12 protein-coding genes, 1 tRNA gene and 1 pseudogene are annotated in these 13080 nt (G+C 64.4%); 7 read left to right on the top strand and 7 right to left on the bottom strand.

Annotated elements, in window-relative coordinates; genetic code table 11:
• Positions 1-348: 348 nt before the first annotated feature.
• Positions 349-1020, bottom strand: a complete 672-nt coding sequence (locus tag C6Y53_RS12655; protein ID WP_106472745.1) for a GntR family transcriptional regulator — start codon at positions 1018-1020, stop codon at positions 349-351.
• Between the two features lie 130 nt (positions 1021-1150).
• Between C6Y53_RS12655 and C6Y53_RS12650 the strand changes: the two genes are divergently transcribed.
• Positions 1151-1849 carry an aspartate/glutamate racemase family protein gene (locus C6Y53_RS12650; RefSeq protein ID WP_106472744.1) on the top strand — a complete coding sequence of 233 codons (699 nt, stop codon included), beginning with the start codon at positions 1151-1153 and terminating at the stop codon, positions 1847-1849.
• A gap of 19 nt (positions 1850-1868) precedes the next feature.
• Positions 1869-3248, top strand: a complete 1380-nt coding sequence (locus tag C6Y53_RS12645) for an NCS1 family transporter (RefSeq protein WP_244614831.1) — start codon at positions 1869-1871, stop codon at positions 3246-3248.
• Positions 3249-3383: 135 nt separating this feature from the next.
• On the opposite strand, the gene C6Y53_RS12640 is transcribed toward C6Y53_RS12645, so the two are convergent.
• Positions 3384-3459, bottom strand: a tRNA-Trp gene (locus C6Y53_RS12640).
• A 119-nt stretch (positions 3460-3578) separates the two neighbouring features.
• Between C6Y53_RS12640 and C6Y53_RS12635 the strand changes: the two genes are divergently transcribed.
• A complete protein-coding gene (locus C6Y53_RS12635; protein WP_106472742.1) occupies positions 3579-4280 on the top strand; it encodes a lysophospholipid acyltransferase family protein in 702 nt (233 codons plus the stop codon).
• A gap of 55 nt (positions 4281-4335) precedes the next feature.
• On the opposite strand, the pseudogene C6Y53_RS12630 reads toward C6Y53_RS12635, so the two are convergent.
• The 5 genes and pseudogenes from C6Y53_RS12630 to C6Y53_RS12610 form a co-directional block, all read right to left on the bottom strand.
• Positions 4336-4428, bottom strand: a pseudogene (locus C6Y53_RS12630) (VOC family protein); the annotation flags it as partial.
• 137 nt (positions 4429-4565) lie between these two features.
• Positions 4566-5576 (bottom strand): hypothetical protein, encoded by a 1011-nt coding sequence (locus tag C6Y53_RS12625; RefSeq protein ID WP_149615524.1) that lies wholly within the window; start codon positions 5574-5576, stop codon positions 4566-4568.
• A 228-nt stretch (positions 5577-5804) separates the two neighbouring features.
• The gene (gene tuf, locus C6Y53_RS12620) at positions 5805-6980 is read right to left on the bottom strand and encodes an elongation factor Tu (RefSeq protein WP_106472375.1); all 1176 of its coding nucleotides are present in this window, start codon (positions 6978-6980) and stop codon (positions 5805-5807) included.
• A gap of 140 nt (positions 6981-7120) precedes the next feature.
• The gene (locus tag C6Y53_RS12615) at positions 7121-7708 is read right to left on the bottom strand and encodes a hypothetical protein (RefSeq protein ID WP_106472740.1); all 588 of its coding nucleotides are present in this window, start codon (positions 7706-7708) and stop codon (positions 7121-7123) included.
• 67 nt (positions 7709-7775) lie between these two features.
• On the bottom strand, positions 7776-10127 hold the full coding sequence (locus tag C6Y53_RS12610; RefSeq protein WP_106472739.1) for a DNA topoisomerase IV subunit A: 2352 nt from the start codon (positions 10125-10127) through the stop codon (positions 7776-7778).
• A gap of 180 nt (positions 10128-10307) precedes the next feature.
• Between C6Y53_RS12610 and C6Y53_RS12605 the strand changes: the two genes are divergently transcribed.
• The 4 genes from C6Y53_RS12605 (at position 10308) to C6Y53_RS12590 (ending at position 12838) form a co-directional block, all read left to right on the top strand.
• Positions 10308-11066, top strand: a complete 759-nt coding sequence (locus C6Y53_RS12605) for an SH3 domain-containing protein (protein ID WP_244614830.1) — start codon at positions 10308-10310, stop codon at positions 11064-11066.
• A gap of 90 nt (positions 11067-11156) precedes the next feature.
• Positions 11157-11987, top strand: coding sequence for an SDR family NAD(P)-dependent oxidoreductase (locus C6Y53_RS12600; RefSeq protein ID WP_244614829.1), 831 nt, complete (start codon positions 11157-11159; stop codon positions 11985-11987).
• Positions 11988-12055: 68 nt separating this feature from the next.
• Positions 12056-12262, top strand: coding sequence for a twin transmembrane helix small protein (locus tag C6Y53_RS12595; protein ID WP_106472737.1), 207 nt, complete (start codon positions 12056-12058; stop codon positions 12260-12262).
• Positions 12263-12265: 3 nt separating this feature from the next.
• Entirely contained in the window at positions 12266-12838 is a 573-nt protein-coding gene (locus C6Y53_RS12590; protein WP_106472736.1) for a cob(I)yrinic acid a,c-diamide adenosyltransferase, read from the top strand.
• The last annotated feature ends 242 nt before the right edge of the window (positions 12839-13080 follow it).

Genomic DNA, 13080 nt, shown 5'->3' with positions numbered 1-13080 from the left:
ACTCCTCATTCGCAAGTTGAACTCTCCGGCACGGGTAACCTACATCTGATGTATCAGTTTGGCAATCTGATATCTCATATCTCAGAACGGCTATGTCACGGAGGGTGAATCTGCGCGAGTCAGGGCGGTTTCGCAGCACCCGGCGTTGACCGGATGCAGCCATTTGGGGTGCCGCCGCGCCAGCGCGGACGGCATCCGCCCTGCGGAGCCGCCTTCCGTCATTGCGTCGCCATGTGGGGGTTACGGCTGCGGCAGGGGCGGCTGATACCGGTGTTCGCGGGCGGGCATCATGCCCGCGCCTGCGGCGCTTGCAGCCGCAACGCCCGCTGACCGGTCATCACCGGTCGCTCAGACAAACAGCTGGCTGCGCAGCCCGGTGGCCGGTGATTTCGGCTGGCTGAAACTCACCCCTGCCTCGAGATGTTTCAGGTGTTCGTCCATCTCGGTCACGAGGCGTTCGGCATCCCCCGCCTCGAGCGCATCGACGATGGAGCCATGATCGTCCTTGGCGCAGTTCGAGGCCTCGCCCGTCCCGTACAGCCCCAGGATCAGGGTCGTGCGCATGGTCAGCTCGGCCAGAATACGCTCGAGCACCGCGTTGCCGGCCACCCGCGCGATATCGAGATGGAAGGCCCGCGAAAGGCGCAGTTCCTCGGGCTGGTTGCCGGCCGCATGGGCGCGCACCTCGTCGCTGATATTCTGACGCAGGCGCGCGATTTCATCAGCCGACGCGCGCCCGGCCGCCTGGCGGGCGATGGTCCGCTCGATCGCCCGGCGCGCCTCGAAAACATCCTGCGCCTCTTTCGGCGTCGGCGAGCTCACGAAGGCACCGCGGTTCGGGCGCAGTTCGACCACATGCTGCGCCGCGAGCGATGCCAGGGCACGCCTGACATTGGCCCGGTTGCACGAAAACAGCTGGCTCAGCTCCTTCTCGCCCAGCTTGGTTCCCGCGGGCAGCCGCTGCTCGGCAATCGCGTCGATGACGGCAGCGATGATCGTTTCTTCTACCGATTCGCTCATCGGGGTCCCTGTTTGCTGATGGGCATACTGATGTAAGGCCCCGGCAATCCGTTGACAATCCGATAGAAACAAATGCCTTGCCAGATGTCATCTATTATTGTTAACAATTTTTGATAACGAAGGAGGCCGAATGAACATTCTCGTAGTGAATCCGAATTCCACCGAATCGATGACCCGGAAAATCGTCGACTCTGCCAGGCAGGCGGCCAGCGCGGATGTCACCATCACCGGCGCGACCGGAACCGGCGCCCCGGCCAGCATCGAAGGACATTACGACGAATCCATGGCTGTTCCCGCCCTGCTGGCCTGCGTTCAACGCGCCGAAGACGCGGGCGTCGACGGCATCGTCGTCGCCTGTTTCGACGATCCGGGCATCGGCGCCTGCCGCGAAATCGCGACCGGCCCGGTGCTGGGCATCTGCGAGGCCGCCGTGAAGGCCGCCAGCATGCTCGCGACCTCGTTCACGGTGGTCACGACCCTGCCCCGGTCGGTGCCGGTGATCGAACACCTGATCCACGGCTACGGGCTGTCGCACCAGTGCCGCAAGGTCCGCTCGGCCGCGATCCCGGTGCTTGCGCTGGAGGAACCGGAATCGAACGCGCGCGAGAAGGTCCGCGACGAGATCCTGCGCGCCATCGAGGAAGATCACTGCGAAGCCGTCGTGCTGGGCTGCGCCGGCATGGCCGATCTCACCGCATGGCTGAGCGAGGAGACGGGCATCCCGGTCATCGACGGGGTCAGCGTGGCGACGCGCATGATCGAGGCGCTTGTCGGGTGCGGGCTGAAGACCAGCAAGATCAACGCCTATTCCCGGCCCAACCAGAAGTAACGCAACGGAGGAGGAGACCATGACGGCAACGGAGTCAAAACCGGACAATGTCTTCGAGCCGCACAGGGATCATGTGCGGCATATCGAGGACAAGGCCATCGGCGAGGAAAGCCTCGCCCCCCAGGACACGCGGATCATGGACCCCTGGTCCTACCTGTTCGCCTGGCTCGGCGGCTGCGTCTCGATCGGGACCTTCACGGTCGGGTCGGGCCTGGTTGGCACCCTGAACCTGTTTCAGACCTTCGTCGCCATCGCGATCGGCTGTACCGTGATCGGCATCGCGCTGATGATCAACGGTCAGGCCGGGCATAAATACGGCATCCCGTTCATGGTGCAGGCGCGGTCGGCCTTCGGGTTCACCGGCACCCGCATTCCGGCCCTGGTCCGGTCGGTTCCGGCCATCGTCTGGTTCGGTTTCCAGAGCTGGATCGGCGCCGGCGCGCTGAATCTCGTTTCGGCGACGCTGTTCGGCTATGACAACATGATCGTCTTCTTCGTCGGCTTCCAGTTCCTGCAGATCGGTCTGTCGGTGCTGGGTTTCCACGGCATCAAGTGGCTCGAGAATATCGGCTCGGTCTTCATCATCGGGTCGCTGATCTACATGTTCTTCAGCGTCATCAACAAATATGGCGAGGAAATCTCGGCCAATCTCGTCAATGTCGAAGGCACCTGGGGCGCGCCGTTCTGGGGGGCGACGATGCTGTTTCTGGGCGTCTACAGCACGATGATGCTGAACGTGTCCGACTATTCGCGCGAACTGCGCCGCGACGTGGGACCGGTGCGGCAGGTGGTGATCTATGCCAACTCGATCCTGCCCGCGACGCTGTTCATGGGGCTGATCGGGCTGATGGTGTCCGGCGCCACCGGCGAGGTCGATCCGATCAAGGTGTTTTCCAGCGCGGTCGACAACAAGCTGCTGCTGGTGATCACCCTGCTGTTCATCGCCTTCGCGCAGGTGACGACCAACATCCTCAACAACGTCGTGCCGCCGGCCTATGCGCTGATGGACGTGTTCAATATCAGGTTCAAGACCTCGGCCGTGATCGTGGGCCTGCTGGCCTTTGCGACCTTCCCCTGGGAACTGGTCAAGGACGAATCGGCGGCCGGGCTGAACCTGTTCATCCAGACCTACTCGGCCTTCCTCGGACCGATCTTCGCGATCCTCGTGGTCGATTACTTCGTGCTGCGCAAACAGACGCTCGACCTCGACAAGCTCTATGATGCCGAAGGCCCCTACAAGGGCGTCAACTGGGCCGCCGTGATCGCGATGGCGCTCGGGGTGGCGGCGGCGCTGACCTTCTCGGGCGTGTCCTGGTATGCGAGCCTGCTGCCCGCCGGCATCAGCTACTACCTGCTGATGCAGCTGATGCCGGGCGCGCGGCGGTTCCTCGACAGCTGAGGCGCACAACACCACCACATGGGCCCGCCGATCGGCGGGCCCATCTGCGTTGCGGCCCGCGCGGGACAGGCGGACCGCCAGAGCACCGCCAGAACACGGCCTGCGCCGCGGGATCGATCTGAACCGGATTTGGAATGGCAGGGGCAGCAGGGTTCGAACCCGCGACCTACGGTTTTGGAGACCGTCGCTCTACCAACTGAGCTATACCCCTGCAGGACGGGCCTGATCTATGCCAGCACAGGTTCGGGGGCAAGGGAAAACTGATCCCGCGACCAGACGTTCCCATGCCCCTGCCGATGGTCTAAGAAACGGAATGCGAGGGGTGCGGGTATGAGTTTGCGAAAGAAGATTGCCGACAGCGAAGGTGTCCTGAACTGGGTCGCCCGGCGCGTCGCGTCCTATATCCGCATGGTCCACCGCACCGGCACATGGCGCCGCATCGGCTACGAGCCGCTCGACGCGCTGCTGGACCAGGGCGAACCGGTGATCGTGGTGCTCTGGCATCAGCGGCTTGCGCTGTCGCCCTATTTCTTTCCGCTCGACAAGGGCCAGATCTGTTCGATCACCTCGGCGGCGCGGGCTGGCAGCATGGTGGGCCGGGTGCAGAAGCTGTTCGGCATGGACACGATCGCCATGTCCAGCCACAAGCGCCACGTCGCGCTGTCGCGCGAGGTGCTGGGCAAGATCAGGCAGGGCATCTCGATCGGCATCGCCGCCGACGGGCCTCGCGGGCCGGAACGGATTTCCTCCACCGTGCCGCTGGTCTGGGCGCGCAGCTCGGGCAAGCGCGTCTTCGTGATCGCCTGTTCCGCCCGCCACGGCACCGAGGCCGGCACCTGGGACAGGATGCTGCTGCCACGGCCCTGGACCGACGGCGTGTTCCTCTGCCGGGAATGGACCGAAACCGTCCCCCGCAAGGCCGATGACGCCGAGATCGAACGGCTGCGGGTCAGTATCGAAACGCTGCTGAACGAGATCACCGCCGAGGCCGACCGAATGGTCGGGCGGGAACCGTGGGTGCCGGCGGGCTAGGCCACGCGCGGACGGTTCGGTAACCGCCGCGGGCATGGCCTGATGCAAACCCGGGCTACCCGTCTCGCCCCGGTTCGTTCGGATCGTTCGAGAACAGGGCGATCTTGTTGCCCTGCGGGTCGCGCAGGTAGCCGACATTGGCTGCGGGTGGCGGTGGTGCATCGCCCTGCATGAGGATCGGCAAGTGAGAACTGGCCTTCGCCATTTTCCACAACTGACCTGGAGACCTCGAAAGTCTCAATAAAACAGGGCTCACTGAACAAAGATCGACACAAGTGTCGGTCGCTACGAAACCAGGGTCTCTTTTTCGAACCGAACCTGGGCAGAAAGAACACTGTGCGCGAGATCTGTTAGCCTGTCGACCAAGGCTGACATTTCCTTTTTGGAAAGGAGACCCCCGCCATGCAGAATGCCGCTCCTTTGGTCATATGCGTCAAGCCAGTTTTTGATTTCCGCTTGTAGACCGAGTCGCTCAAACAGCCTTCTGAACCCCAAGCGCACTTTGTAACCCTTGAGATTCCGCAATTGTTCCGCGATCTCATTTCTTTCCTTCTCATTGAGATCCGATGACTGAGACGTGAAGTCCGCCAATTTATCCAGGAATTTCTTCTGTGCTGAACTCCAGCGTCCACCAGAATCGGACAAATGCTCCACCGACGCTACAACAAGCGCCAAACGAGCAATTTGGTCGCCCGTGGCCATCCCGTGATTGAAGTTTCGAATCGCTGAAATGCAGGTGTCAGACATATTCTTTGCAAATTCAAAATTCTCAACAATACGTTCAGAGAGCTTTTCGATCTTGTCTACAACCGTAAGCCTTCCTCCGCTCACTATGCCTCTGACAAGACTTGAGTCTGCCTGATAGAATGCAATGCCGTGCTTGGTCATCTGATATTGATACCCATGGTCAACTATTGGCTGGTAAACTGCCGGACTCAACCAGCCAGAGGATTCCCCCAAATCATCTCTACTTAGGTTTACGCCTGTATTGATCCCGGCTCTTCTCTCAAAGAACGTCAATTCAATGGCCTTGCAAATACCTACCGCGCTTTCATATGCCCCCTCTCTATCCAATGGCGTCTTGAGTCTGAACTCCATCCAGCGCATTCCGGAAATTTCGTCTTCTTCTTTGCACGCGACCAGTTCTGCCAGCTGTCCAGAAAATTCAACCTGAATGTGAGGCTGATCCGTTGCCAATTTGGACAAATAGCGAATGATATAGAGAAATTGCGGGTCATCGGCCAAAGTGGGCTTCACCAGTGGACCGTTTGGATCTCCCGGAGATTTCGGCATCATTGATCCCCCTTCCCGTGACGCTAGAAACCTCACCTGTCACAGTCAACAGATCCCGGGTCGCACACGCGGCAAACGTCAGCTTCGTCCGCCCGGCAGACTTCGGAGCGATGTCATAGAAAAGGCCGCCCCGATCGGGGCGGCCTTCATAATTTTAGGGGTGTGGGCTCTCATTGCTCCTTCGGAGCAACTGCCGCCCACTGGCCAGAGTTTTCTGACGAAAACCCGGCCTTACTCGATGATCTTGGAAACAACCCCTGCTCCAACCGTGCGGCCGCCTTCGCGGATGGCGAAGCGGAGGCCGTCTTCCATCGCGATCGGCGCGATCAGTTCCACCGTGAAGCCCACGTTGTCGCCCGGCATCACCATCTCGGTGCCTTCCTTCAGCGACACCGTCCCGGTCACGTCCGTGGTGCGGAAGTAGAACTGCGGGCGGTAGTTGCCGAAGAACGGCGTGTGGCGGCCGCCCTCGTCCTTGGTCAGGATATAGGCCTCGGCCTCGAACTTGGTGTGCGGGGTCACCGAACCCGGCTTGCACAGCACCTGGCCGCGCTCGACGCCGTCACGGTCGACGCCACGCAGCAGCGCGCCGATGTTGTCGCCGGCCTCGCCGCGGTCCAGCAGCTTGCGGAACATCTCGACACCGGTGCAGGTGGTCTTCTGGGTGTCGCGGATGCCGACGATCTCGATCTCGTCGCCCACGTTGATCACACCGCGTTCCACACGGCCGGTCACAACCGTGCCGCGGCCCGAGATCGAGAACACGTCCTCGATCGGCATCAGGAACGGCTGGTCCACCGCGCGCTCGGGCGTGTCGATATAGTCGTCGACCGCCTGCATCAGCTCGCGGATCTTGTTCTCGCCGATCTCGGGGTTGTTGCCCTCCAGCGCCGCCAGCGCCGAGCCGGCCACGATCGGGGTGTCGTCGCCCGGATACTCGTAGCTGTCCAGCAGCTCGCGGATCTCCATCTCGACCAGTTCCAGCAGTTCCTCGTCGTCGACCTGGTCCACCTTGTTCATGAACACCACGATCTTCGGAATGCCGACCTGGCGGCCCAGCAGGATGTGCTCGCGGGTCTGCGGCATCGGGCCGTCAGCGGCCGAACACACCAGGATCGCGCCGTCCATCTGCGCGGCACCGGTGATCATGTTCTTCACATAGTCCGCGTGGCCGGGGCAGTCCACATGCGCATAGTGGCGCGCGTCGGTCTCGTATTCCACATGCGCGGTCGAGATCGTGATCCCGCGCGCCTTCTCTTCCGGAGCGCCGTCGATCTGGTCATAGGCCTTGAAATCGCCGAAATACTTCGTGATCGCAGCCGTCAGCGTCGTCTTGCCGTGGTCAACGTGACCGATCGTGCCGATGTTCACATGCGGCTTCGTGCGTTCAAACTTTTCCTTTGCCATGTCCTTTGGCGCCCTTTTTCAGATGGTGGGTCTCAGATGGTGGGCCCGAGCCGGGCCCGGTGGGTAACCTGCGCGCGCGACATATTGGGTTCGCAGGCAAAAATCAAGCGCATCCTGAGCCTGACGGGACCTGTCCGGCGCTATCCCGGCGTGGCCGTCCCGGCGGCGGCGGCGCGCGCGTCGCGGTCGTCGAACCAGCCGCGCTGCTCATGCTGTTCGACCAGCCACTCCTCGATCTCCCTGACCGCGTTGAAGGCCAGCCCGTCGATCTGTTCCTGCTTGGTGCGTTCGCGGCCCGACCCCTTCCAGAACGAGGCTTTGGTGGTGTCCTCCAGCGCGGTGATCTGGTGCACCTTCGAATTCAGCTTGCCGCCCGCCGCGTCGTCCCAGACGGTCACGTTGATGATCAGCGCCGAGCGCGGGTTGTAGAGCACGGGTATTCCCGGCGGCGCCAGCATGTAGCCCTCGACCGAGACCCCGAAGTGATAGAGCTGGTCGCCCTCGTAGCGCCCGAACCGCGCATCGACCGCGCGGGTCAGCGCATCGACCCATTCCTGTTCGGTCGCATCCCGCGAAATCGGCCCCTGCTGCATCTTGGAGGCGACCACCACGTTGTGGCCCAGCCGGAAATCGCCCAGCGGCACCGGGGTGCCCGAAATGGTGTTCCCGGAAGGGGCGCAGGCGGTCAGCAGGGCCAGCCCCGCCAGCAGGAATATTGTGCGGATCATCGCGTCACCCGGATACTGTGTCTGGCGGTGTCGATAGCCCGGCGGTGGCGGTTCTGCAATTCACGGCTCACCCCGAAAAGCGCATGTTGCGCGGGAAGCCGCGCGGGGCCTTGCGCCCGGTGGCGGCGCGTTTGCCCAGCCAGTCGGTCATGTCCGGCTCGTGCCGGGTCTTGCCGCCGCCCATCGGCCATTTCAGCCCGTCCGCCCAATCGAAGGTGGTCACGTCCGACAGCCCGCCATCCAGTTCCAGCGCCCCCTGTCGGCCGCGGGCCATGTTGTATTTCTGCAGCCGCACGCCCTTGCCCCGGCCCATCTCGGGCAGTTCGGCCAGCGGGAAGACCAGGAACTTGCCGTTCTGGGACACGACCGCGACATGGTCGCCCGCGACCGGGCAGCAGACCAGCGCGCGTTCGTCGTCCTTGACGTTCAGCACCTGCCTGCCGGTCCGCGTCTGCGCGAGCACGTCGGCCTCGCCCACCACGAACCCGTTGCCGGCCGAGGAGGCCACCAGCAGCCTGCGGCCGGGGTCGTGCACGAACAGGTCGACGATCTCGGCCTCATTGGGCAGATCCACCATCAGCCGCACCGGTTCGCCCATGCCGCGCCCGCCGGGCAGGTTGGCGGCGCCGAGCGTGTAGAACCGCCCGTTCGACCCGAACAGGAGCAGCCGGTCCGTGGTTTCCGCGTGAAAGATGAAACGCGGCCCGTCGCCATCCTTGAATTTCAGGTCGCGGCTCAGGTCGATATGGCCGGTCATGGCGCGGATCCAGCCCATCCGGGAACAGACCACCGTGATCGGTTCGCGGTCGATCATCGCCTCGATCGGCACGTCCTCGGCCTCGGCAGCTTCGCCGAAACCCGTGCGCCGCGCGCCATTTTCGTAATCCTTGCCAAAGGTCTTGCGGGTTTCCCGCAGCTGTTCCGCGATCCGGGCCCATTGCAGGTCGGTGCTGTCCAGCAGGTCTTCGAGCGTGGCGCGCTCTTCCATCAGCTCGGACTGTTCGCGCAGCAGTTCCAGTTCCTCCAGCCGCCGCAGGCTGCGCAGGCGCATGTTCAGGATCGCGTCGACCTGCAGTTCCGACAGCTCGCCGTCGCCCGGCGGCGGCGACCGGTAATCGGCCTCGGACGTGGCGCGCACATGTTCACGGCCCCAATCCTCGCGCATCAGCGCCGCCTTGGGGTCGTCGTCATATCGGATGATGTCGATCAGCCGGTCGAGGTTGAGAAAGGCGACGATGAAACCTTCGAGCACTTCGAGCCGGTGGTCGATCTTGCCCATCCGGTGCCGTGACCGGCGCAGTAACACCTCCTGCCGGTGGTCGAGGAAGGCGCGGAGCACCTCCTTCATCGAACAGACTTTGGGCGTCACGCCGTCGATCAGCACGTTCATGTTCAGGCTGAACCGCACCTCCAGGTCGGAGTTGCGGTAGAGCATGTTCATCAGCACCTCGGGATCGACATTCTTGGACCGCGGCTCCAGCACCACCCGGATGTCGTCGGCGCTCTCGTCGCGCACGTCGGCCAGGATCGGCACCTTCTTGGTCTGGATCACTTCGGCCAGTTTCTCGATCAGCTTGGATTTCTGCACCTGGTAGGGAATTTCGGTGACCACGATCTGCCACTGGCCGCGGCCCATGTCTTCCCGTTCCCAGCGGCAGCGCAGCCGGAACGACCCGCGCCCCGTGCGATAGGCCTGGGCGATGTTCTCGGGCGGCTCGACGATGACCCCGCCGGTCGGAAAATCGGGGCCGGGCACGAAATCCAGCAGCTTGTTGTCGCCGGCATTGGGATATTTGATCAGATGCAGGCAGGCATCGCACAGCTCGGCGATGTTGTGCGGCGGGATGTTGGTGGCCATGCCCACGGCGATGCCCGCCGCGCCATTGGCCAGCAGGTTGGGGAACTGCGCCGGCAGCACCACCGGTTCGCGAAGCGTGCCGTCGTAATTGTCGCGGAAATCGACCGCGTCCTCGTTCAGACCCTCGAGCAGCGCCTCGGCCACCACGGTCATCCGCGCCTCGGTATAGCGGCTGGCGGCCGGGTTGTCGCCGTCGATATTGCCGAAGTTGCCCTGCCCGTCGACCAGCGGGTAGCGGACGTTGAAATCCTGCGCCAGCCGCGCCATCGCATCATAGATCGCGGCATCGCCATGGGGGTGGTAGTTGCCCATCACGTCGCCCGAGATCTTGGCCGATTTCCGGAACCCGCCGGACGAGTTCAGCCGCAATTCCCGCATCGCGAACAGGATTCGCCGGTGGACCGGCTTCAGCCCGTCACGCGCATCGGGCAGCGCCCGGTGCATGATCGTCGACAGCGCATAGGTCAGGTAGCGTTCCCCGATCGCCCGGCGCAGCGGTTCGGAGATTTCCACCGGATCTTCGGAGGGCTTCATGTTGGGGTCATCGACGGTGTCGCTCATAGATGATGTGATACGCTGCCACCTGCGGCAGGTAAAGCCGCCGACAGGGGTTTTGCGCGATCACGCCACCGTGACTTTGGGGGAACGAACCCGCCTTGTTCCCACAATATCCGAATCGCCCGCTGTGTTATGGTAGCCTCCCATCTGGCGATACAGGTAATCCTGCAAACGGAGGGCGCGATGAAGCGCTTCATATTCCTCACGTTCGCCGTTCTGGCTTGGGTGTTCTTCGAGCTGAGTGGCGGGACCGACTTCGAACCGCGCAAGCAGCGGGTGGCCGAGGCCGACGCGCCCGCGGCCGCACCCGTGGCTGACAGCGCGGGCGAAACCCGGCGCTCGGCGCTGGCGGACCGGCAGCGGCGGGACATGAACGACGGCGAGAGCGATGCGGCCCAGGTGGCGCGGCTGGACACGTCCGACACCCCGCCGGCCACGGTTGACCGGGCGGCGCTCGAGGCCGCGGTCCAGGCGGCCCTTGGTGAGGATACAGGCGAGGATACCGGCGAGAATACAGGCCCCGACGCCGCCGCGACCGACCCCGAGGTCAGCGAAACCGACATGGCGCGGGTCCGGGCGAGCCTGACACAAGGGCTGAGCCTGTTCGACGACGGCCAGGCTCCGCAGACGCTTCAGCTCGCGTCGCTGTCCGACGGCGCCGCATCGCTGACCGAGGCCGCCCCCGCGCCCGATCCGGCCGACATCCCCGCGCCCGCCGCCACGTTCGAACAGCCGCCCCGCGACATTCGCGAGGTGATCGGAACGAGGGTCAACATGCGCGACGGGCCGGGCACCATCTATCCGGTGGTCGCGCGGATGCGGATCGGACAGCAGGTCGAGGTGATGAGCGATTCGGGCACCGGCTGGCTGCGCCTGCGCACGATCCCCGACGGCCAACCCGGCTGGATCGCCTCGTCGCTGATCTCGAAACCCGCCAACTGACGCGCTCCCGGTTTCTCGACGGCGCCGCCCGCGGCGCTTGCGCCACCGATGCGCCCGGTCCAGAAAGAACCGGGGCAGCAGGGGGCGCGCGTGACCGGAAAATCCATCCTCATCACCGGCTGTTCGTCCGGCATCGGGCAGGACGCCGCACGCACCCTGAAGGGACGCGGCTGGCGTGTCTTCGCCGCCTGCCGGCAGCAGGCCGATTGCGACCGGCTGCGCGATGAAGGCTTTGAAAGCCCGCGCATCGACTATACCGACGGCACGACCATCGCGGCCGGGCTGGCGCAGGTGCTGGAGGCAACCGGCGGCACCCTGGACGCCCTGTTCAACAACGGCGCCCACCAGCTGGCGGGGCTGGTCGAAGACCTGCCGACCGAGGGGCTGCGCGCCATCTTCGAGGCCAACCTGTTCGGCTGGCACGACCTGACGCGGCGGGTGATCCCGGTCATGCGGGCGCAGGGTCACGGGCATGTCGTGCAATGTTCGTCGGGGCTCGGGCTGGTGGCGATTCCCTGGCGCGGCGCCTATGTGGCGACGAAATTCGCGCTGGAGGGGCTGAGCGACACCATGCGCGCCGAACTGCGCGGCACCGGCATCAGCGTGGTGCTGATCGAACCCGGCCCGATCACCACCCTGTTCCGGGAAAAGGGCATTCCCTATTTCGAACGATACATCGACTGGCGCAACTCCCCCCGCCGCGTGGACTATGAGGCCCGGCTGTTGCCGCGCCTCTACAATGGCTCCGGCCCGGACCGGTTCGAACTGCCGGCAAGCGCGGTCACCGCGAAGCTGATCCGCGCCCTGGACAGCACCGCGCCCGCGCCGCGCTATTATGTGACCACCGCCACCTATATCGGCGGCTACCTGCGGCGCATCCTGTCCAGCCGGATGATCGACCGTATCGTGACGCGGATCTGAAAAACCGAATCGCCTTTCCCGCCCGTTCACGCTAGACCGGCGCGGCAACTGACGTGGCGAGGACATCCATGGGCGATCCCCTGTTCATACTGGCCCTGGTGGCCGCACTGGCCGTGGTCGTGGTGCTGATGATCGGCATCGGCGGCTTTGCCAAGGGTGGCGAATTCAACCGCAAATACGGCAACAAGCTGATGCGGCTGCGCATTGCCGCGCAGGCGGTGGCGGTGCTGCTGATCCTGCTGTTCGTCTGGCTGCGCGGCCAGGGAGGCCAGTAACCGATGGTCGTGCTGAACAAGATCTACACCCGCGGCGGCGATGCCGGCGACACCGCCCTGGGCAATGGCGACCGGGTGGCCAAGAACGCGGCCCGCGTGTCGGCCTATGGCACCTCTGACGAGCTGAACGCCTTTGTCGGCGTGGCGCGGCTGCAGGCTCCGGAGGACACCGACGCGGCGCTGGCGCGGATCCAGAACGACCTGTTCGACCTCGGTGCCGATCTCTGCCGCCCCGACATGGATCGCGACGCCGAGGCCGAATACCCGCCGCTGCGCATGGTGCAATCCCAGGTCGACCGGCTGGAAACCGAAATCGACGCAATGAACGCGGGGCTGTCGCCACTGCGCAGTTTCGTCCTGCCCGGCGGCAGCGCGCTGGCGGCCCATCTGCATGTCTGCCGCACGGTCGCGCGGCGGGCCGAACGGCTGGCGGTGGAACTGGCCGCGGCCGAGCCGGTCAACCCGATTGCGGTGAAATATCTCAACCGTCTCAGCGACTGGTTCTTCGTCGCCGCCCGCGCCGCCAATGACGGTGGTGCCGGCGATGTGCTGTGGGTGCCCGGCGCGAACCGCTGATCCGGCTCAGCGGGCGTCGGCGGGCTCCACCGGCGCCATAGCTCATGGGCCATGCGCTCGGGGCCGGTCCGGGGATCGTCCGGAGAGCGCTCGAACACCGCCCCCTGGCGCGGGCGCCGCCCCAGCGCCGCACCGCGAAACCGCCCGACATTCGGCGATCCCCCGGATCCCCTGCCCCGCGACCTTCCGAAACACTACGTCAGATGGCGCTAACACGAACTTTTTCGCTGTTTTCCGCTGAA

This window comes from Pukyongiella litopenaei (genome assembly GCF_003008555.2).
Lineage (GTDB): Bacteria > Pseudomonadota > Alphaproteobacteria > Rhodobacterales > Rhodobacteraceae > Pukyongiella > Pukyongiella litopenaei.
The sequence above is the reverse complement of the archived record's forward strand: the minus strand, read 5'-3'. Positions and strand labels throughout refer to the sequence as shown.

Bases quoted from the DNA above. Each gene is read 5' to 3' on its own strand.
- C6Y53_RS12655 (WP_106472745.1), bottom strand. From the start codon at position 1,020: ATGAGCGAATCGGTAGAAGAAACGATCATCGCTGCCGTCATCGACGCG.
- C6Y53_RS12650 (WP_106472744.1), top strand. From the start codon at position 1,151: ATGAACATTCTCGTAGTGAATCCGAATTCCACCGAATCGATGACCCGG.
- C6Y53_RS12645 (WP_244614831.1), top strand. From the start codon at position 1,869: ATGACGGCAACGGAGTCAAAACCGGACAATGTCTTCGAGCCGCACAGG.
- C6Y53_RS12635 (WP_106472742.1), top strand. From the start codon at position 3,579: ATGAGTTTGCGAAAGAAGATTGCCGACAGCGAAGGTGTCCTGAACTGG.
- C6Y53_RS12625 (WP_149615524.1), bottom strand. From the start codon at position 5,576: ATGATGCCGAAATCTCCGGGAGATCCAAACGGTCCACTGGTGAAGCCC.
- tuf (WP_106472375.1), bottom strand. From the start codon at position 6,980: ATGGCAAAGGAAAAGTTTGAACGCACGAAGCCGCATGTGAACATCGGC.
- C6Y53_RS12615 (WP_106472740.1), bottom strand. From the start codon at position 7,708: ATGATCCGCACAATATTCCTGCTGGCGGGGCTGGCCCTGCTGACCGCC.
- C6Y53_RS12610 (WP_106472739.1), bottom strand. From the start codon at position 10,127: ATGAGCGACACCGTCGATGACCCCAACATGAAGCCCTCCGAAGATCCG.
- C6Y53_RS12605 (WP_244614830.1), top strand. From the start codon at position 10,308: ATGAAGCGCTTCATATTCCTCACGTTCGCCGTTCTGGCTTGGGTGTTC.
- C6Y53_RS12595 (WP_106472737.1), top strand. From the start codon at position 12,056: ATGGGCGATCCCCTGTTCATACTGGCCCTGGTGGCCGCACTGGCCGTG.
- C6Y53_RS12590 (WP_106472736.1), top strand. From the start codon at position 12,266: ATGGTCGTGCTGAACAAGATCTACACCCGCGGCGGCGATGCCGGCGAC.